Annotated in this window: 17 protein-coding genes and 5 tRNA genes; 14 read left to right on the top strand and 8 right to left on the bottom strand. The window is 36.8% G+C overall.

The annotated features are described in order from the left end of the window. Window positions 1-54: 54 nt before the first annotated feature. Complete coding sequence (locus KD050_RS12880) at window positions 55-840, bottom strand: enoyl-CoA hydratase/isomerase family protein (RefSeq protein WP_211892752.1); 786 nt, start codon at window positions 838-840, stop codon at window positions 55-57. A gap of 295 nt (window positions 841-1,135) precedes the next feature. Between KD050_RS12880 and KD050_RS12875 the strand changes: the two genes are divergently transcribed. The 3 genes from KD050_RS12875 to KD050_RS12865 all read left to right on the top strand — a co-directional run bounded on the left by KD050_RS12875 (window position 1,136) and on the right by KD050_RS12865 (window position 4,883). Beyond that, the gene (locus KD050_RS12875; protein ID WP_211892751.1) at window positions 1,136-2,128 is read left to right on the top strand and encodes a LacI family DNA-binding transcriptional regulator; all 993 of its coding nucleotides are present in this window, start codon (window positions 1,136-1,138) and stop codon (window positions 2,126-2,128) included. 142 nt (window positions 2,129-2,270) lie between these two features. Then, complete coding sequence (locus tag KD050_RS12870) at window positions 2,271-3,692, top strand: aldehyde dehydrogenase family protein (RefSeq protein WP_211892750.1); 1,422 nt, start codon at window positions 2,271-2,273, stop codon at window positions 3,690-3,692. A 15-nt stretch (window positions 3,693-3,707) separates the two neighbouring features. Further along, the gene (locus KD050_RS12865; RefSeq protein WP_211892749.1) at window positions 3,708-4,883 is read left to right on the top strand and encodes an iron-containing alcohol dehydrogenase; all 1,176 of its coding nucleotides are present in this window, start codon (window positions 3,708-3,710) and stop codon (window positions 4,881-4,883) included. Window positions 4,884-5,044: 161 nt separating this feature from the next. Here KD050_RS12865 and KD050_RS12860 read toward each other — a convergent pair whose 3' ends face one another. After that, a complete protein-coding gene (locus tag KD050_RS12860; protein WP_211892748.1) occupies window positions 5,045-5,695 on the bottom strand; it encodes an SIMPL domain-containing protein in 651 nt (216 codons plus the stop codon). Between the two features lie 115 nt (window positions 5,696-5,810). Between KD050_RS12860 and KD050_RS12855 the strand changes: the two genes are divergently transcribed. Next, window positions 5,811-7,001, top strand: a complete 1,191-nt coding sequence (locus tag KD050_RS12855; protein ID WP_211892747.1) for a hypothetical protein — start codon at window positions 5,811-5,813, stop codon at window positions 6,999-7,001. A gap of 426 nt (window positions 7,002-7,427) precedes the next feature. On the opposite strand, the gene KD050_RS12850 is transcribed toward KD050_RS12855, so the two are convergent. After that, window positions 7,428-8,162, bottom strand: a complete 735-nt coding sequence (locus KD050_RS12850; RefSeq protein WP_211892746.1) for a LysM peptidoglycan-binding and 3D domain-containing protein — start codon at window positions 8,160-8,162, stop codon at window positions 7,428-7,430. Between the two features lie 290 nt (window positions 8,163-8,452). Here KD050_RS12850 and KD050_RS12845 point away from each other — a divergent pair, with 290 nt between their 5' ends. Beyond that, window positions 8,453-8,818: a DUF2188 domain-containing protein gene (locus KD050_RS12845; RefSeq protein ID WP_211892745.1), complete on the top strand. Its 366-nt coding sequence runs from the start codon at window positions 8,453-8,455 to the stop codon at window positions 8,816-8,818. A gap of 240 nt (window positions 8,819-9,058) precedes the next feature. Further along, window positions 9,059-10,414, top strand: a complete 1,356-nt coding sequence (guaD, locus tag KD050_RS12840; RefSeq protein WP_211892744.1) for a guanine deaminase — start codon at window positions 9,059-9,061, stop codon at window positions 10,412-10,414. 268 nt (window positions 10,415-10,682) lie between these two features. Here the strand turns inward: guaD and KD050_RS12835 are convergent, their stop codons facing one another. Together KD050_RS12835 and KD050_RS12830 are read right to left on the bottom strand one after the other, a co-directional pair. Beyond that, window positions 10,683-11,462 (bottom strand): YqhG family protein, encoded by a 780-nt coding sequence (locus KD050_RS12835; RefSeq protein ID WP_211892743.1) that lies wholly within the window; start codon window positions 11,460-11,462, stop codon window positions 10,683-10,685. Between the two features lie 26 nt (window positions 11,463-11,488). Next, the gene (locus tag KD050_RS12830; RefSeq protein ID WP_211892742.1) at window positions 11,489-13,021 is read right to left on the bottom strand and encodes a DEAD/DEAH box helicase; all 1,533 of its coding nucleotides are present in this window, start codon (window positions 13,019-13,021) and stop codon (window positions 11,489-11,491) included. Between the two features lie 268 nt (window positions 13,022-13,289). On the opposite strand from KD050_RS12830, the gene KD050_RS12825 reads away from it, so the two are divergent. The 5 genes from KD050_RS12825 (at window position 13,290) to KD050_RS12805 (ending at window position 13,971) form a co-directional block, all read left to right on the top strand. Beyond that, a tRNA-Ser gene (locus tag KD050_RS12825) sits at window positions 13,290-13,382 on the top strand. A 142-nt stretch (window positions 13,383-13,524) separates the two neighbouring features. Further along, window positions 13,525-13,599, top strand: a tRNA-Met gene (locus KD050_RS12820). A gap of 3 nt (window positions 13,600-13,602) precedes the next feature. After that, window positions 13,603-13,678 (top strand) — tRNA-Asp (locus KD050_RS12815). 140 nt (window positions 13,679-13,818) lie between these two features. Further along, window positions 13,819-13,894 (top strand) — tRNA-Phe (locus tag KD050_RS12810). A 6-nt stretch (window positions 13,895-13,900) separates the two neighbouring features. Continuing rightward, window positions 13,901-13,971, top strand: a tRNA-Gly gene (locus KD050_RS12805). Between the two features lie 53 nt (window positions 13,972-14,024). On the opposite strand, the gene tlp is transcribed toward KD050_RS12805, so the two are convergent. Further along, window positions 14,025-14,252, bottom strand: coding sequence for a small acid-soluble spore protein Tlp (tlp, locus tag KD050_RS12800; RefSeq protein ID WP_211892741.1), 228 nt, complete (start codon window positions 14,250-14,252; stop codon window positions 14,025-14,027). Window positions 14,253-14,404: 152 nt separating this feature from the next. Between tlp and KD050_RS12795 the strand changes: the two genes are divergently transcribed. The 3 genes from KD050_RS12795 (at window position 14,405) to KD050_RS12785 (ending at window position 16,919) form a co-directional block, all read left to right on the top strand. After that, window positions 14,405-15,037, top strand: a complete 633-nt coding sequence (locus KD050_RS12795) for a hypothetical protein (RefSeq protein ID WP_211896295.1) — start codon at window positions 14,405-14,407, stop codon at window positions 15,035-15,037. Window positions 15,038-15,162: 125 nt separating this feature from the next. Continuing rightward, entirely contained in the window at window positions 15,163-16,038 is an 876-nt protein-coding gene (locus tag KD050_RS12790; RefSeq protein WP_211892740.1) for a radical SAM/SPASM domain-containing protein, read from the top strand. 68 nt (window positions 16,039-16,106) lie between these two features. After that, window positions 16,107-16,919, top strand: coding sequence for an aldo/keto reductase (locus KD050_RS12785; RefSeq protein WP_211892739.1), 813 nt, complete (start codon window positions 16,107-16,109; stop codon window positions 16,917-16,919). A gap of 50 nt (window positions 16,920-16,969) precedes the next feature. On the opposite strand, the gene KD050_RS12780 is transcribed toward KD050_RS12785, so the two are convergent. Both KD050_RS12780 and KD050_RS12775 read right to left on the bottom strand, forming a co-directional pair. Beyond that, window positions 16,970-18,040, bottom strand: a complete 1,071-nt coding sequence (locus tag KD050_RS12780; RefSeq protein WP_370627073.1) for an aldose epimerase family protein — start codon at window positions 18,038-18,040, stop codon at window positions 16,970-16,972. A 20-nt stretch (window positions 18,041-18,060) separates the two neighbouring features. After that, window positions 18,061-19,053: a Gfo/Idh/MocA family protein gene (locus tag KD050_RS12775; protein WP_211892738.1), complete on the bottom strand. Its 993-nt coding sequence runs from the start codon at window positions 19,051-19,053 to the stop codon at window positions 18,061-18,063. Window positions 19,054-19,304: the final 251 nt, after the last annotated feature.

The raw sequence follows: 19,304 nt of genomic DNA, 5'->3' as shown, positions 1-19,304 counted from the left end.
ATCAATTTTGTTCGAATTTCATTACAAAATACTCATTGTGAAATTGATTTCAATTTATTTATTACCTGTATTAAAATTCGGACTTCTCTTCTCAATAAACGCTTTAATCCCTTCAAATGCGTCTTCATGTTGAAATGTTTTACAGAATAGTTCTGTTTCCTTAGCTATACCTTCATCGAAGGAATGCTCAAATCCATATTCCATTGCTTCTTTTATATTTCTAATTGAGTTCAAAGATTTTTCAGAGAGATTTGTTGCCCACTCTTTAGCTGCATATAATCCTTCTCCTGTTTTTGTCACTTTGTTTACTAATCCAATATTAAGTGCTTCTTTGGCATTGATACTTCCCCCAAAAAACATCAATTCCTTTGCCTTAGGTATGCCAATTAGCTTTGGCAATCTTTGAGTTCCTCCTCCCCCTGGAAAAATGCCAAGATTAATCTCAGGCAAACCAATTTGCGTATGCTCTTCTGCAATCCTTAAATCACAACTAAGGGCAAGCTCACATCCACCACCAAGTGTAAGTCCATTCAACATAGCAATAGTGGGTTTTCTCAATCTCTCAATATAGTTAAAAAGTAGGTGATTTAGCTTCACGTGTTGCACCATATCCTCACGACCAAGCCAAGTGGGGAATTCCTTAATATCTGCACCTGCCATAAACGCCTTCTCTCCGGCGCCAGTTAAAACTACTGCTTTTACAAGTGAATCTGCTTCTACTTTTTTAAACGCCTTCATTAAACCTTGAACAACGTTTCCACTCAGTACATTTACTGGAGGATTATGAATTGTTATAATTGCCACCCTATCCTCAATTTCAACTCGAATCAATTCGTTCATTTTAAACACCTTCTTTTCTAGTTTGAATATCCTTAACCAATTTTTCTAACTGATCAATAAAATGTACTTAATGTTTTTTTAAAAATTCAATAAGTCACTTTATGAATACGTATACATTAATATGATTGCGCTTTCAAAAACTAATATACTTTTACATTAATAGGTTGTCAATGTTTTCCGAATATTTATTTTTCAATATATATTTGGCTTGTATTGATAATATCAAATATATATACTTTAATCGTGTGGAAATACTGGTCAAAGAAATAAAAGTAAATTTTGGAGGTTGCTAAATTTGGTATCATCAAAAGATGTTGCAAAACTTGCAGGGGTTTCACAAGCCACTGTTTCACGTGTATTAAATACTCCTGAACTGGTAAAAAAACTTACTACAGAAAAAGTAATGAATGCAATTAACGATTTAAACTACATACCAAATGCCAATGCCCGCTCCCTTGTCCAAAATAAAACCGGAACAATTGCTCTTTTATCTGGTCCTCTCCACAATCCATTTTTCGTAGATACAACTACTGCTATTGTTAACTATGCAAGTGAAATGGATTACAGAATTCAGGTACAATTTGTAAACGATAAAAAATTGAGCGAAGCTTATACTACTGCATTCGAGCAGAAAGTTGATGGAATTATTTTATCTTGTATTCTAAATGACGATCCCATTTTCGAAAAACTCACCAGAATGAATATCCCATTTATTACATATAATAGAAAACATCAAAATAATAAATACTTTGTTGAAATTGATAACTTTGAAGCTGGTTACCTATCAGCGAAACATATGATTGAACAGGGTCATAAATACATTGCTTGGGTTGGGGGACCTTTAAACGTTAGTACATTTAATAATAGATACCAGGGTTTTATGCAAGCAATTCAAGATTTTCAAATTCATTTGCCAATAGAATATATAAACATCACTGATACAACTAAAGAAGATATTTCTAAATCTTTTGATAAAATTATACATTTAAAACAACGACCAACTGCTATTTGCGCAGGATCTGATTCGCTTGCTTTAAATTTAATTGATGATGCAACACGTAAAAATTTATCAGTACCTAATGATTTAAGCATTATAGGTATCGATAATGTGAATCTTAGTCAACACAGCTCGATAAACTTAACTACTATTGGTAGCATCTCTGGGGAAAATTTAGGCCATCTCGCGATTGAAAAATTAATTGAAATGATAAAAGGAAAAAATAATAGTTGCGTAAAAATTACAGAACCTGTTAGACTATTCGATAGAAGTACGACTCGAAAACTTTAAACCCAAACTAAATTTAGTTTGGGTTTAAATTAAAATCAAAATGAATACGTATACATTAAGGTGAATTCAGTATTTTTTTTATCTTTACTGAACAATTTATCTAGTATGGGTATATATATTATTATTACGAAAGGATGATTCGATGAAAAAAAATTATTACGTGAATGGTGAATGGAAATCTGCAAGCAAATATTCAGAGCTCTTTTCTCCTCATACAAAAGAGGTCATAGCACAAATTCCACAAGCATCTCATGAGGAAGTAGAAGCAACAATTAATGTCGCATATGAGGCTAGAAAACAGATGGAAGCACTAACTGCTTATGAACGAGCTGCTATTTTAGAGCATATTACTCAGCTATTTATTGATAATCGTCAAAAGGCAGCTGAAATTATTTCTTTAGAGGCAGCAAAACCGATTAAATATGCGTTGGGTGAAATAGATAGGACGATTGAAACATATAAATTTGCTGCAGAGGAAGCCAAGCGTTTAACGGGTGAAATGATACCAATGGATGCTGCAAAAAATGGAGCAAATCGTTTTGGATATACAATCGAGCAGCCAATCGGTGTTATTGGTGCCATTACACCTTTTAATTTCCCACAAAACTTAGTAGCACATAAAGTGGGACCTGCAATCGCTGCTGGTAACACAATTGTTTTGAAACCGGCATCACAGACTCCTCTTTCTGCACTATTTTTAGCAGAGTTAATCGACCAAACCGCTTTGCCTAAAGGGGTATTCAATGTCGTTACAGGTAGTGGTAAAACGGTTGGAGATGCACTTGTTGAAAGTGATAAAGTGAAAATGATTACCTTTACTGGAAGTCCAGTTGTCGGAAAAGGTATCCGGGATAAGGCTGGATTGAAAAAAGTAGCACTTGAATTAGGCTCCAATGCCGGATTGATAATCGACAAAAACGTAAATCTTTCTCAAATAATACCTAAATGTGTAATGGGTGCATTCTCCAACCAAGGACAGGTATGTATCTCTTTGCAACGCACTTATGTAATGAATGAAGTATATGATGAATTTCTTGAGCAATTTTCTACTTTAACAAAACAGCTCGTTATTGGTAGTCCAACGGATGAGACAACAGATATCTCCGCTATGATTAATCCTGGCGAACAAGATCGTGCGTTAAATTGGGTTCAGGAAGCAGTAGAACAAGGTTCAGAAATTATTTCTGGTGGAACAATAGAAAATGGCGTTTTCTTGCCTACGATTTTAACAAATGTATCTGCTACTTCGAAAGTTTCATGTCAGGAAGTTTTTGCACCGATTGTTGTAGTCAACCGTATCTCTTCTATTGAAGAAGGTATTGATGCTATCAACAATTCCGATTTCGGTTTACAGGCAGGTATTTTCACGAACGATATACAAACTGCATTTAAAGCTTCCAAGGAATTAGAGGTAGGTGGGGTCATGATTAACGACATCCCTACCTATCGCATTGATCAAATGCCTTACGGCGGAGTAAAAGAGAGCGGTACTGGAAAAGAAGGATTAAAATATGCGATTCATGAAATGACCGAGACTAAGCTTGTCGTTTGGAACCAGCAATAATAAGGAGTGTCACATATGTCTGAAAAAATTACATTACCACCGATTAGCTATACTGGTTGGGGTTCCCTTTCCCACTTATTAGAAGAAGTTGAACGCTTTAACGCGAAAAAAATTCTAGTTATTACGGATCCATTCTTAAAGGATATAGGTATAACCAATAAAGTAGTCGATCCACTGGAAGAAGCAGGTTATTCAACAGAGATTTATACAGATGTTGTTCCAGAACCACCTTTAGCAATCGGCGAAAAATTAGTCGCTTATACCCGTGAAAATGCATTCGATTTGGTTATTGGTGTAGGCGGTGGTAGCGCACTAGACCTATCTAAACTTGCTGGAGTCATCGCTTCTCATGAAGGAAAAGTTGCAGATTACTTAAATTTGACCGGCACAAAGAAAGTTACAAAAAAGGGTATTCCCACCATATTAATCCCGACAACTTCTGGAACTGGTTCGGAAGTGACAAATATCTCGGTTCTTTCACTTGAAACTACTAAAGACGTTATAACACATGATTATTTATTGGCAGACGTCGCAATAGTAGATCCTGCCTTAACCATTTCATTACCACCAAAAGTAACTGCTGCAACTGGAGTAGATGCACTTACTCATGCGGTAGAATCATATATATCTAAAAATGCTAGCCTCGTGTCTGATGCATTGGCGTTACAAGCAATTCGATTAATTAGTAATTCTATCCGTACTGCGGTTACCAATGGAGAAGATAAACAAGCGCGTACAGATATGAGTTATGGTAGCTATTTAGCAGGTTTAGCCTTCTTCAATGCAGGCGTTGCTGGAGTTCATGCGTTAGCTTATCCAATTGGTGGACAATTCCATATTGCGCATGGTGATTCCAATGCTGTTTTACTTCCATATGTAATGGGATATATTCGTCCAAGTTGCGAAAAACGAATGAAAGATATTTACGATGCGATGGGCTTTAGCTCTGCGAATCTTTCACAAGAAGAAGCATCATACAAATGCGTCGCTGAACTGAAACGTTTGGTAGAAGACGTAAATATCCCTTCGACGTTAAAAGGATTCAACATAACTGAGGATGCACTGGATAGCTTAACAATGGATGCTCTTGAGCAGAAACGAATTCTCGCTCGTAGTCCGATGCCATTATTAAAAGAGGATATATATATCATCTACAAAGCCGCATTTGATGGAGTTATTATAGAAAAATAAGTGCGGGAGCCCATTAGAGGCTCCTTTTTCTTTGCACATACATAGTTTGTGACAGTTCATCTTCTGTTGCTGCTTCTGAAGAACAGATAGCATCCGATTTTTTAGTTATGGGCTATTTGCTTTTATGACCTAATGCCTGGTTTAAGGACTCATCAGCTATCTTAATACTGATATTTTACAGTCACAGTAGCACTTACAGAAATTTCCCCTTGCTCAATCGGTGTTGCCATCTGTGAACGAGCCACCGATAACGTTTTATAAAGTTCTGGTCCATTTTGTTGCTCCTCCACGATGGAAATTGGTTGTGAATATAGTGCGAGCTTCATCGTCTGAGCAATTGTTTGTGCTTTCGTTTGGGCATTATGGAGAGCTCGCTGAAGTGCCTGTTGATAAACAAGCTCTGGATTATCTAGCCCAAATCGAATTGACGAGACACTATTGGCCCCACTCGCCACCGCAGTATCAATTACTATGCCGGCTTTTTCAACATCGGGTATTTTTACCGTAAGAGCATTCGTTACCTCATATCCTCTAAATAACTGTTTTCCCTCTATATAATCATATTGAGGAAAAATATTAAAAGCTGCCGTTTGTATATTTTCCCTCGGAATATTCAAAGCCAACAAGGATTGAATAACACGATTCATAATTTCCGCATTTTCCCGTTGAGTTTGTTGTACCTCTTCCCCTTCCGTCCTTACTTCTACTTGGAGTTGAACATAGTTAGGCATGGTCTCTACCACCCCACTACCAGTTACTGTTATGACTCGCACCATAGGAACTGAAAGTGACGGAATACCTGAATACAACATGGACTTACCACCTTTTTTATATGTTTATTTTCTCAACAACCTAATTCATCACAAATAACAATAACGTTCATAAAATAAGGCATAATGACTTTCCGTGTAAAAGGAGTATGGAGAATTGAAAGAATCGAAGGTCCATTTAGTTTCTGCTGCCCTGGCTAAGAATAAAAACCAAGATCATTTCTATACCAATCACCATTTAGAATTTCTAGAAGAACAAACGTCAGTAAATCACCATTTAATGAACTCTATTTCTCAGCTGGACCAATCGTGTAAAACCATTTTAAGTGAAATACGTATCCAAAACCAAGCACTGAACAAATTAAACAATAATCATAAATACGATTATGTGAATTTAAAAAAGATATTGTTCAATCTTGCACAGACCACGAGAGGCTACGGATCACATTTACAGAAACAAGAATATACACTGCAAAACATCAACGAACATCTTGATAAGCAATCTAAAGTTAACGAGTTAAATAGTAAACGAGCAATAAATCACGAAAAAGGGTTAAACCAGTTACAAGGAAGTTTAAATAGACAAAGGAATTTCCTTAATAACTTTGCTTTCAAGCAAGACAGTTCTTTTGACAACATTAAACACCAACTCGGTTATCAAAAAGAGGCAAATGTAGAGCTACAAAATCGATTAGATATACAACAGAACTCCATACAAAATATTTTAGAAGAACAAAAGCAATTTTCTACTATAGTATCGAACTATTCGGAAGAACAGAACCGTTTTCATGAAATTCAGGAAAATAAAGAAATATTTAATAACCTACAATCCCAACTAGTTCACCAGGAAGAAGCATTTAATCTGTTTCAAGAACAATTTTATCGACAGAAAGAAGTAATTAATGATTTATCAGAAAATCAAAACAGTCAATTAAAAGCACAAAACCACTTCCATAAACAATTGAGCGAGAAACAACAACTATCCGAGGTAATGGGAGAATTAATATTAGAGGAAATCAAACTTCAAATAACTCAACAGGATGATATATACAATTATTTACAAGATAGCTTAAATAGACAACAGGGTTTTCTTCTACAGCTCTCCGACAATCAAAATCGACAACTTGAAAAAATAACAAATAATTTAAAAAGTCACCAGGAACTGAATAAAAAATCAATGGTTAAACAAGACTCACTAATTCAATTAAATGAACACGTGCTAGACAATATAGTTAAACAATGTACTCAACAGGAAGAATCACTAAAGGAAATTAAAGAGTTAATAGAAAAAACTTTATATTCAAAAGGAAATATAGGAACATTTCTTTCCAAACTTCCTCCAAACTAACCTATTACAGAAATAACTGTAGATGGATTAGCAATTGTTGTAGAAAAAATAACTCTAGTCAATCAAAAAACAGGAATCGCCTTCTTTTCAAATGGTATACAAACTATATCTGTTGATATAGATAAAATAGAAGCTATTCATTGGGAATAAAAAGCTACTTCATTTTTAAAATTATTATAAATGGTTGGTCGTGACTTCCATCATGATTCGTAGGTTGTAACTTCATTAGTAAAATATTAGGATAGACCTTAGACCTTAATATTTTTCTAATGGAGTTTTTTACATATTAACAAGTGTAAGATTCTCTGGATTATCCCATACACTAATGGAAGGATGCTATCGATAGAATCCGTTATACCTGATTCTTACAAAGTAAGAGAGACCCAGCGAATTTAACTTCGCCGAGTCTCTCTTTATTCACACCGATTAATTTAAAATTTTAACCTTCACTGTTTTGCGTCCCCAATTGATTGCTGCTTGTTTTGTTGGGATGAAAATATCTATTTTATTTCCTTTTATGGCACCGCCAGTATCACCAGCAATCGCTTCTCCATAACCCTCTACCCATACTCGAGATCCTAATGGAATTACATTTGGATCAACAGAAATAACTTTTTGGTTTGGATTCGCCTTTAGATTAATGCCAGTCGCTGTGATTCCAGAGCATCCTTCGCATGACGCTGTATATGCTGTGGAAGTCATTGTTAACTCTTTCGCTGTAGTAGCCGGTTTAGTCTCTGATGGAGCATTAGATGTAACAGAAGTCTTCGTAGCTCCTTTTACCTCGGGTTGTGCAACCTTCGATCCTTTCAACACTAATTTATCACCGGGTATGATTAAATCACTTGTTAGCTGATTGTTCGACATTAATTGTTCTACAGTCATATCATATTTTTCTGCAATATCAGATAATGTATCTCCTGAAACAACTATATACGTTTCTAGAGCTCCCTCCACTCTTAATTGTTGAGATGGGTATATAACGGTTGAATTAAGATCGTTCCATTGTTGTAAGTCTTGCACACTAACATTCTCTGCTTGAGAAATTGACCAAAGTGTATCTCCTTTTTCTACCGTATGAACGCTTGACGCAGACGCTTGTCCTGCCGCCCCTACTGATAGTGTTACAATTGCGGTTAGTGCAATAATGTGTTTTTTCATAAAATGAATTTCCTCCTTTTCACTAACGAGATTCATCATACCACCTACATATGACAGAACCATTGCATTATCATTAGGTGAAAATATCATTTATATGACAAGATTCGACAGAATGCAACATTTGTAATATTACTGCTTCAGTATGTTATGTATGCCATTTCGATAAAATAAGCAATGCGATCACACCACCAACGAACACCCACCTCTTCATCCTTTAATGTTCCAAATAACTTCGTAAAACGTTTCAGCCCCTTAGAAACGGGAAAACGAATGCTAAGGAGGCGTTAAAAATGCCATGGGATAAAAATGATTATCCAGATTCTATGAAAAACTTAGATGCAGATGTACGAGAGAAAGCCATTGAAATTGCCAATGCCCTATTACGAGATAATTACGAGGAGGATAGAGCCATTTCCATTGCTACTTCTCAGGCACGAAAAGCAATACACGGGGATGAAGAGGATCGTGTCACCTACGAAGTTATTTCTCGTGAAACTGACTGGGTGCTCAGGAAGGTAGACGGCAAACGAGCTATTTTTGTAGAGGATACGAAAGCGGAATTACTTCAAAAAGCAAAACCATACGTGAATGAACAAAACGGAATATTAACGATTTATGAGGAAGATGGCTCAATACAGGATACTTTATACGATTAAAAAAAGCATAGATACTTTTCTGTGCTTTTTTTTATGATAAGAAATTATATAGAAATGTACCTTGACATTCGGTTCATGGTACTTTAAAAAAATAAATGATGCCGATGATTTCCGTTTCTGACATACATTTTCCGTTGAAGCACCATAATGTTGCGTTCTTAGACTGATTCCTTATTAAACTAAAGGTAATTGATTAATTATTTTGGTACAATAAACTTATTTAAATAAGGTGGGAATTTTATGAAAGAGTACACTCAGATTTTTCTAGGGACAGCTTTTACGAGTAAATCTCCAACAGAAGTACAAATATTGAAAGATAATCTTTTCTTTGTGAATGCAGATGGAATGATTGATAAAATTATTGCTCCGGAACATTCAGAATATCAAGATTTAGTCAATTCCTATAAAGGAAAAGAAAATTTTCATCAATTAGAGGATCATCAATATTTCTTGCCTGGGTTTGTCGATTTACACGTCCATGCTCCACAATGGGCGCAGGCAGGAACAGCGCTGGATATCCCACTTAATGATTGGTTAAATACATATACATTTCCAATTGAATCTAAGTTCTCCGATTTAGATTTTGCAAAAAAAGTGTATCACGATGTTGTCAGTACCCTTCTAGCAAATGGAACGACGACTGTTCTTTATTTCGCAACAGTGCATAAAGAGGCAAGTATATTACTCGCACAAATATGCGCGGACAAAGGACAACGTGGACTCGTTGGAAAAGTAGTCATGGATAATCCCGAACAAAACCCAGACTTCTATCGTGACGCAGATACAAGTACTGCTTTAGCCGATACAGAAGAATTTATACTAGCCGTCAAAGCATTAGGTGGGAGTTCTAAGCAAGGAGTATATCCAGTTGTAACTCCACGATTTATACCAAGTTGTACTGATGAGGCATTACAAGGATTGGGAGATCTTGCTGCTAAGTATAATACGCATATACAGTCTCACTGTAGTGAGAGTGATTGGGAGCATAAATACGTTCAGGATCGGTTCCAGAAAAACGATGCGTTCGCTTTATATGATTTTGGTCTGTTAAGTGATAAATCCGTAATGGCACACTGTAATTTCCTAAGTGACGAGGATGCTGATTTATTTGTTGAAACAGGAACTGCAATAGCTCATTGCCCTATTTCCAATGCCTACTTTGCCAATAGTGTCATCCCTATCGCACATTTCCATTCAAAGGGTGTAGAAATCGGGTTAGGGACAGATATTTCTGGCGGTTTTTCTCCTAGCCTTTACGACAATATAAAACAATCGGTAATCTCCTCTAGAATGCTAGAGGACGGGGTGAATACAAAACTACCGGCAGATGAACGCGGAGTTCCTAGGTCACGCGTCACGGTCAACGAAGCGTTCTACCTGGCAACTGCAGGTGGAGGTAACAGTCTCAGCCTGCCTATTGGTCGTTTAGCTGAAAATTATATTTGGGATGTACAAGTAATCGACACAACTAACCTCCCTCTTTATGATTCTAATGAAGACTTACAGGATGCCTTTCAAAAAATGATGTATCTTATACGACCTGAAAATATACGAGAAGTTTGGGTTCAAGGCGAAAAAGTCCACTCTCGCGGTTAATAAAATAATAGGAAAGCTTTCGAAGTTTTTGCTTCGAAAGCCTTTTTGTACTGATTTTAAAAAGTTTTACATATGTACCTCGCAAGCCAGTCACTGATACACCGTTGATAGGCAACAGGCTCTAAACAGATGATCAGTATTAAAAGCGTCTACTTCGTACGAAAATATCTTGTTTTTCCCAGATTAGTTGATAACCTACCCGTGAAGTGTAAGCAAATAACATGAAACCCATCTTGAGTAAAGACTCAAGATGGGTTTTTAGAGAGGTCTATTTTAAGTAAAATAGACCTCCATTTATAATTTCTATCTTTATTCTTGCTTCGTATTGTTGCTGTAATGCAGTTTTCTCCATCTCGTAGCATTCTGGCCTTTCTTCTACTCCCTCATAAAAGAATTCTAACACCCGTATATCTCTCTGCCATCTTTTTTTTGCTTGTTCGGCCCATGAATGATCATCCTGCTGAATGACGTTTTCAACCACTCCATCTAAGCGCTCTAAACCCCGAACTGGTTTTATAACGTAAGGCAATAAAAAAGCATTTTTTGGCATTGTAGATGCAATATTCATCTCGCTTAAAGAAGCATGAAAATCCGTTATTATATTGCCATTCATTAGATTAATGCCTAGTGAATGGAGCATTTCTTTCGTTTGGTTACTGTAATAGGAAATTTTATAGTTCACCCCTAGCCAAGGAGTTAGTATTGGACGGTTTATCGTCTCCTCCATTTGCTCAAACATTTGGATAAAAGCACCCATTTCATACGTTGCTTGAAAGAGTTGGCCAAGTCTTGGTGATCCGAAATGTACCAATTCCCCCTTAATATTATCTTTCAGCTTTGTTTGGTCCGTTATTAATGTAAGTTGTGACGGACAAGGTACCGCCCCTACGCTTTCTACGTATTGCCAATAATAAGGTCTATTCATAATTCGTTTATCCATATCAATCGTCAGCTGAACAGTAAGATAGTGATCTGTGTCATTCACGAACTGACAATTATTTTCAGAGAAAAAAGTTCGTAAGTACTGTTGAACTTGTTGCGGATACATTTATATCCTCCTTTACATGTCCCAATTTATATCGTTTTTTGGAAAGCGGACAATATATCATCTAAATCACCTACAACCTTTTCAAATACATCAATTTTTTTGTAGAGTAGTCGCAATATATCTATCTCAATCGTGTTATCAATTGCCAAATTATAAATATGAACGTCATGTTCTTGCCCCAGCCGGTGTACACGTCCTATACGCTGTTCCAACTTCATCGGATTCCATGGCAAATCATAATTGATCACATGATGACAGAATTGAAGGTTAATCCCTTCCCCACCTGATTCAGTGGCTATCAATACTTGAGCATGCTCTTTAAATAAATGCTTCATATAGTCCCGCTTGTTTTTATTGAATTTCCCATTAAAAAGCACACTCGTAATACCTTTTGTGTGTAAATACCACTGTAAGTATGCTTGGCTTGCTTTATATTCTGTAAAAATAATTACTTTATCCTTCGCTTGTGATATTATTTCGTATGCTTTCTCTGCTTTTGAATTTATTTCTAACGCCATTAATCTTTGCATAACATTTTCTACAGAAGCGTTTTCCTCTGGATTTCCACAATTTTGCCGCATTTTATTTAATGTAAGAAATGTAGCCTCCTTGCTACTACACATTTCCTTCTGCAGTGTAATCATCGAAAAGGCACCTGAAAATACAGGTGAGATGTTTTTTAAATCCACTATCATTTCGTACACTTCTTTTTCTTCGTTCGTAAACTGTATTGGAATAATATTTACTTGGCGATTCGTCCACTCTATTCCCGTGTCCTGTCTACGATTTCGAACCATCACCTGGTTTACTAACTCCTTCAAGTAATCATCATGCTCTAAATCATGTTTGCTAGCAGAGAATGCCGATTGAAACGCCTCATAATTTCCAAGATGTCCAGGTTTTAGTAACGAAATAAGGTTAAATAATTCAAATACATCATTTTGAACAGGGGTAGCAGTTAATAGTAAGCAAAACTTCTTCTTTAAACTTTGTACAAACTCGTAGATTTTGGTTTTGTGGTTTTTTAACTTATGCGCTTCATCAATAATAATCATGTCATAATCCTGCGCAAAGATAAGTTCTCTGTGAGGACTTTTTTTCGCTGTATCCATACTCAGAACGACAACATCACAATGCTCTAATGGAGTATTTTTCTTATAAGGCACAGCTGGTATATAAAATTTATAATGCAGCTCCTCCACCCATTGATTGATAAGTGAAGCGGGGGCCAATATTAAAGCCTTCTTTACCAGTCCACGAACAAGATATTCCTTCAATATCAAACCAGCTTCAATTGTTTTACCAAGCCCCACCTCATCAGCCAATATTGCTTTTCCATTCATTCTTTCAATAACTGTTTCCGCAACCTTTAATTGATGTTCAAGTGGCTTTAAATTAGTCAAATACTTAGGAGATTGAAGACCTGTAAACTCTGTGATTAAATTATTTTTTGCAATATCATAGCTCATATTATAAAGAGTCCAATTATCCCATGGCTCAACATTTTCCAATCGTTTAATAAAACCCTCTGCCCATTCCGATGACCTTTCGATAATCATTTACATCACCTCATATTACTTTTCCTTATGATGTCCCAAAAATAGAAGTGTATGTTTAAGGTTGTGAAATAAAGAGATAATGAATTTACATAACTTTAACTTTGCAAGATTTTCGGAAACCAAAACACAAAGAATTTACCAATATCAACCGTTTTAGAAACTAATTTAAATTTTTCTCAAAAAAACATTGCCTTTCTGTTCGATAATGTTATATAATATAAAAGTCGCAAATGATGATTTGGAAAATATCCAATCTATTATTTTCTTTGGAGGAATACCCAAGTTCGGCTGAAGGGATCGGTCTTGAAAACCGACAGGCGGGTCATACCGCGCGGGGGTTCGAATCCCTCTTCCTCCTCCATTTTTATTTTATTGTTAATAGTTGTAAATTTATTATTGTCGCGGGTGGAGCAAATGGCTTCACGAAGAAAGCGATTAACACCGAAGCAGGTGTCTTACTTTCTTTGAGCGTAGTATGATAATATTTGTACGTATTTTATTGTCGCGGGGTGGAGCAGTGGTAGCTCGTCGGGCTCATAACCCGAAGGTCGCAGGTTCAAATCCTGTCCCCGCAACCAAATGGTCCCGTGGTGTAGCGGTTAACATGCCTGCCTGTCACGCAGGAGATCGCCGGTTCGATCCCGGTCGGGACCGCCATTTATTATTTTAATTTGAGATTTAGGATAAGCAAGCAGGTCGAGGAAGCAATCGAGCGAAAGAAGGAGCGTACTCAAGTACGTGACTGATAGAGCAAGTGAAGCTGACGAAGAGATGCTCAGCTTAGCGTAAATCGATGAGGCTCAGTAGCTCAGTCGGTAGAGCAAAGGACTGAAAATCCTTGTGTCGGCGGTTCGATTCCGTCCTGAGCCACCATATTGTGCGGGTGTAGTTTAGTGGTAAAACCTCAGCCTTCCAAGCTGATGATGAGAGTTCGATTCTCTTCACCCGCTTCATAATGTAAGAAAACCTATTGATGCAATGATCAATAGGTTTTCTTTTTTTGTTATTTTTTGCGAGCTTCTGCCTCGTCTAATATTTCTCTTCGAAAACCTTCAATACTTTCTTTTCGACGTTCATTTTTCTCTCGGACGGCTTCTCGATCATTTCCAGTAGTGTGTTCCATCGTTTCTTCCGCAGCTTCCATGTTCTCGGTCGTGTTTTTCACCATTTTTTTCAACTTTTTTACGTTATCTGATCGGTCATCTGGTTTTGGTTTATTGTTATTAGTCATTTCAGTTCCTCCTTGTTTTTTGTCATACGCATTTTATCGTCCCCTATCTCTTTAAAAATATTCGGATTTTCTAAATTTCTTTTATTCGCTGGAATAATAATTTCCAATTGGGACAAGATAGTAGGAGAAAATGATGAGGGGCGGTAATGACTATTACTACGGAATGGTTTGACAGAGTATCAGAGGAGCTACAGGATCATTTGAACTCGATTTGTGAGGAGTACGACCAAGTCGGCCATATGAATATTAATCGCGCTTCTAAACATCCAAGAATTGAATTTTTTGTTAGTACCGAAGAGGAAGAGCGAGACTATTTTTGTACCATTCTGTTTGATCCATATAACGAAGAGTTCTATGTAGAAAGCTTCGATGTCGAACTTCTCCAACCTACTAGAATAATATTGGATGATATTACTGATATTATAGAAGTTGTCCATGAAAGCTTTCACGAGTTTCTTATGGACGATACTGATAGTGAATTGGTTTATATGGAAGATGACGAAGACGACGAAATTACAGTCGAGGAAATTGATGTGGAATGGGAAACTCCTGAAGTCACTGCATTTCTAATAGAAGATGAAATTGAAGTAACTTATCAGTTCGGTGTAGACAGTTCAAATGGCGATGGTGTTCTCCGTAGGGTGAATCGTATTTGGACAGATGACGAGGAGCTCGAAGATGAAAGCACCTTTACCTTCAAAAAAGATGAAGCCAGTACTATTATAGCAATGATCGCTAGTCATATGGATAGAATGGTCGGATACGATGAAATTATAGATCTTTAATTTTAATAACATCTCCAATTGGACAAGTTGCCATTTGGAGGTGTTTTATTATGTTCAAAACTAGTCAACTTAAGGTGATATTCTGATAAAATGAGAGTAATAAGAAATGGAATGGAGTACATACCTTGAAAACCTTTAAAAAAATGTATATTGAAATTACTAGCGTTTGTAATCTTGCTTGTAGCTTCTGTCCACCGACAAGTAGAGCAAAGAATATTCTCAAACTAGATGCATTTAACAAAACATTAGATCAAATTCGACCACATACAAAATATATTTACCTCCATGTAAAAGGTGAGCCACTTTTACATCCACGAGTCGATCAATTATTAGATGCCAGTCATGCCAAGGGTTTTAAAGTTAATATAACGACAAATGGCACCCTTATCAATAAAAATAGACATAAACTTTTAGGAAAACCAGCACTGCGCCAAATTAATTTCTCTTTACATAGCTTCGATGGTCATGAAGGGTCCGAAAATCGCGAGAAATATCTAGGAGATATTCTGGATTTTGTTCGAGAAGCCAAGGAACACAATATTATCATCTCCTATCGATTATGGAACTTACAGAGGGATCAGGTTTCAGAAGTTGCTCAACGTAGAAATCGAGAAACACTGGAAATACTTGAAAAAGAATATAATCTAGATTTTAAAATTGAAGAAAAAGTACAACCGGGTAAAGGGATTAAAATTGCACATAATGTATATTTAAACCAAGATCATGAGTTTCAATGGCCTAGCTTATTTGCACCAGAGGATGATGGAAAAGGATTTTGTCACGCCCTCCGAAACCAAGCGGCTATACTTGTCGATGGAACTGTCGTACCATGTTGTCTAGATGGAGAAGGTGTGATTAACTTAGGTAATATTAATAATAGTTCTTTTTCAGACATTATTGAGAGTGAACGAGCGAATAATTTGTATGATGGATTTACAAGAAGAGAAGCAGTGGAAGAAATGTGCAGAAAATGTGGATATAGACAGAGGTTTGGAGTTTAATGCACTTACTTATAGAAACGAAGTGGTGCAAGTGGTAATATTAGACTTTCGAGAGGAGAGATATATACATGGAATTTCTAACACTTAGTAATGGATTGAAAATCCCTCAAATTGGTTTTGGTGTTTGGCAAGTTGATAACGAAACAGAAGCTCCAGCTGCTGTAGAAGAGGCTCTTCGCGTCGGCTATCGTCATATTGATACTGCAGCTACTTACGGTAACGAAGAAGGAGTGGCAAAAGGAATTGCTGCTTCTGGTGTTGCTCGTGAAGATATCTTCCTAACTTCAAAAATTTGGAACGATGACGTTCGTGCAGGCCGTACAAAAGAAGCATTTCAAGAGTCCCTTAACCGTTTAAACACGGACTATCTAGATTTATGCTTAATCCATTGGCCAGTTGACGGTATTGTAGAAGCTTGGCGTGCACTTGTTGAGCTGTACAATGAAGGAAAAATAAAGTCAATTGGTGTGTCTAACTTCAAAGAACACCACTTGGAGCAATTAGAGGCAGCTGGATTGATGACGCCTATGATCAATCAAATCGAGCTACACCCCCAATTACCACAGCAGAACTATGTGAATTATTTATCCGACAAAGGTATTCATGTAGAAGCTTGGAGTCCCCTTATGCAAGGGAAATTCTTGGATTTTGATTTATTCCACCAGTTGGCTGAAAAATATGGGAAGTCTCCATCACAAATTGTGCTTCGCTGGCACTTACAATTAGGACGAGTTGCTTTACCAAAATCAATTACTCCTAGTCGTATTCAAGAAAACTTTAATGTCTTTGACTTCAAATTATCGTCTGAAGATATGGACGCAATTGCTAAACTAGCTACAAATGTTCGCATGGGTCCTGACCCAGACGAAATTCAATTCTAATAAAAAAAGCCGGAAGAAGTGTCTTAAACTTCTCTCGGCTTTTTTATGTATTATTCTTCTGCTATAACTCCGAAAGAATAAATTGTTGTGGTCTTGTACTCATCCCCTGCTCGTAGAATAGACGAAAGGAAATGAGGATGATGAATTGAATCAGGTGGCCCTTGCGTTTCCAGGCATAAACCTAAATAATCTCTTAGCTCTTCGCCTCTCATAATTTCCGTATTGCCCATGTTATTTCCTGTATAGAAAACGACTGCAGACTCTGTCGTTTCTACTACTAGTTTACGACCACTTTCTGCTTCTGTTAATAACATTGCATTAAGTTCGTTTTCAGTAAATAAAAATGGATGGTCGTAACCGTTTCCGACTAATACATTTTGTGGATGAACAGAGGCCACTCCATCCATTATTTTACGACCTTCTCTAAAATCAAATACAGAGTTCTCAACCGGCACTATATTTCCGGTCGGAAGAAACTCCTCATTTAACTCTAAATACAAAGGACTATCCATCGTTAGTGCATGGCCTAATACATCCCTTTTCAAATTCCCACTAAGATTAAAATATGAGTGATTCGTTACATTTACTAATGTGTCTTTATCAGAAATACCAGTGTATGTAATTAATAGCGTGTCTTCCTCGTGTAAAATGGTGTAATTTACTTTCATTTCTAGATTACCAGGGTATCCTTCTTCCCCATCTGCGCTTAAATAGGTAAACTCAATTGTAGTATCTTGGTCTCCTTCCAACACAGTAGCATTCCATATTGTATGACTAAATCCATTGAGACCTCCATGTATATGATTATTTTTATCATTTTTTTGGAGATTGTAGATATCCTCTCCTATACAAAAAGAGTCTCCACTGATGCGACCAGCAACTCGACCTACAACTGCTCCTAAGTACTTTGGATTATGATCGTATTCCTCTAACGTATCATATCCGAGAACAACATTTTCGTATTGTTGAGCTCGATCAGATGCTAAAATCTCAGTAATTACGCATCCATAATTCATGCAGGATACTTCAAAACCGTTTTTATTTCTTACGGTAAATAATGTAACCGGCAGACCATCTATAAATCCAAATATTTTCTCTTCCACTAACACTAAGCAATTCAATCCTCTCCTATATTACTTCTTTACTTCATCTCTACGAGTTCACCGGTTTGTATAGATTGATAACAAGCTTCTATTACTCGCATATTATTAATAGTAGAATTTCCTGTAATTTCTGGATCACTATTCATTTGTATTACATTAGAAAAATGCTCCACCTCTAGTCGATATAGATCCCCATATACATTTTCTTCACGGACCATGTCTGCGACTTGAGTAATAACTTTCCCTACTCCTCCGTTATTATCTGGTCGGAAGGCAAAAGGTACTTTGATCGTGCCTTTTGTACCTATTACTTCATATTCATTTCTTCCAGTCATATCAAAACTGCAGTCAAACATGGCACGTACTCCACCGCCCATGTTCAAATATCCAAATGTGCTTATATCTACACCAGTTTCAGGATCAAGTTCCGCAAAGCATTGCACAGAAACTGGTTCGGAATCTAACAAGTAGCGAATCGCATGAATGCTATAGCAACCAACATCATAAAGAGAGCCTCCACCCATCGCTTTGTCCATTCTAAATTTATCGACACGGGATTGTAAATGAAAAGAATGACTCGATTTAATAAGCTTTATGTCCCCAATTTCGCCGGATGATAAAATTTCTTTAACGCGCTGATGCTGTGGATGCAGCTGATACATGAAGGCTTCCATGAATTTCACGTTATTTTCGCGACATATTTCCACCATTTCTTCTGCCTCGACAGCTGTTAACGCAACTGGCTTTTCGCATAGTATATGCTTTCCTTGCTTAGCAGCTTTAATTACCCATTCTTTATGCAAATGATTAGGAAGCGGAATGTAGACAGCTTCAATATCTGAATCATTAAGAAGCTCTTCATAGCTTTCATAGGCTTTAGCAATACCTAATTTGGAAGCTACTGGATGCACTTGGCTTCCTCGACTCGCAATAGCTATTAGCTCAGCATTACTTGCTCTATCAATTGCGGGTATTAGTTGTTTCTGTGCGATATTCGCCGTACTTAATACTCCCCACCGAATATTCTCCATCTAATCACCCACCTTTACTTTTAAACTCTTTTTCCAGAACTGTATTCAAATAAGTCCCATTTTTTATCGCAAACAGCACTACTTTAAGATCTAATAGCTGTTATTGCAAAAATGTTTGCCCCTAAAAACTCACCTCTTCAATATTCGCTACATTACTAGCGAAATCCTTCAATCGCTCTTATAGCTCTTAAGCGCTTTGATCAATCCAGTGCTCTGAAAGAAATCCTTAACCACTAAATTTATTCAGCATA

Origin of the sequence: Psychrobacillus sp. INOP01, from assembly GCF_018140925.1 — a bacterium.
Lineage (GTDB): Bacteria > Bacillota > Bacilli > Bacillales_A > Planococcaceae > Psychrobacillus.
The sequence above is the reverse complement of the archived record's forward strand: the minus strand, read 5'-3'. Positions and strand labels throughout refer to the sequence as shown.

Coding starts and splice junctions, on each gene's coding strand:
- KD050_RS12880 (WP_211892752.1), bottom strand. CDS start 840: ATGAACGAATTGATTCGAGTTGAAATTGAGGATAGGGTGGCAATTATA.
- KD050_RS12870 (WP_211892750.1), top strand. CDS start 2,271: ATGAAAAAAAATTATTACGTGAATGGTGAATGGAAATCTGCAAGCAAA.
- KD050_RS12865 (WP_211892749.1), top strand. CDS start 3,708: ATGTCTGAAAAAATTACATTACCACCGATTAGCTATACTGGTTGGGGT.
- KD050_RS12860 (WP_211892748.1), bottom strand. CDS start 5,695: ATGTTGTATTCAGGTATTCCGTCACTTTCAGTTCCTATGGTGCGAGTC.
- KD050_RS12850 (WP_211892746.1), bottom strand. CDS start 8,162: ATGAAAAAACACATTATTGCACTAACCGCAATTGTAACACTATCAGTA.
- KD050_RS12845 (WP_211892745.1), top strand. CDS start 8,453: ATGCCATGGGATAAAAATGATTATCCAGATTCTATGAAAAACTTAGAT.
- guaD (WP_211892744.1), top strand. CDS start 9,059: ATGAAAGAGTACACTCAGATTTTTCTAGGGACAGCTTTTACGAGTAAA.
- KD050_RS12835 (WP_211892743.1), bottom strand. CDS start 11,462: ATGTATCCGCAACAAGTTCAACAGTACTTACGAACTTTTTTCTCTGAA.
- KD050_RS12830 (WP_211892742.1), bottom strand. CDS start 13,021: ATGATTATCGAAAGGTCATCGGAATGGGCAGAGGGTTTTATTAAACGA.
- tlp (WP_211892741.1), bottom strand. CDS start 14,252: ATGACTAATAACAATAAACCAAAACCAGATGACCGATCAGATAACGTA.
- KD050_RS12785 (WP_211892739.1), top strand. CDS start 16,107: ATGGAATTTCTAACACTTAGTAATGGATTGAAAATCCCTCAAATTGGT.
- KD050_RS12775 (WP_211892738.1), bottom strand. CDS start 19,053: ATGGAGAATATTCGGTGGGGAGTATTAAGTACGGCGAATATCGCACAG.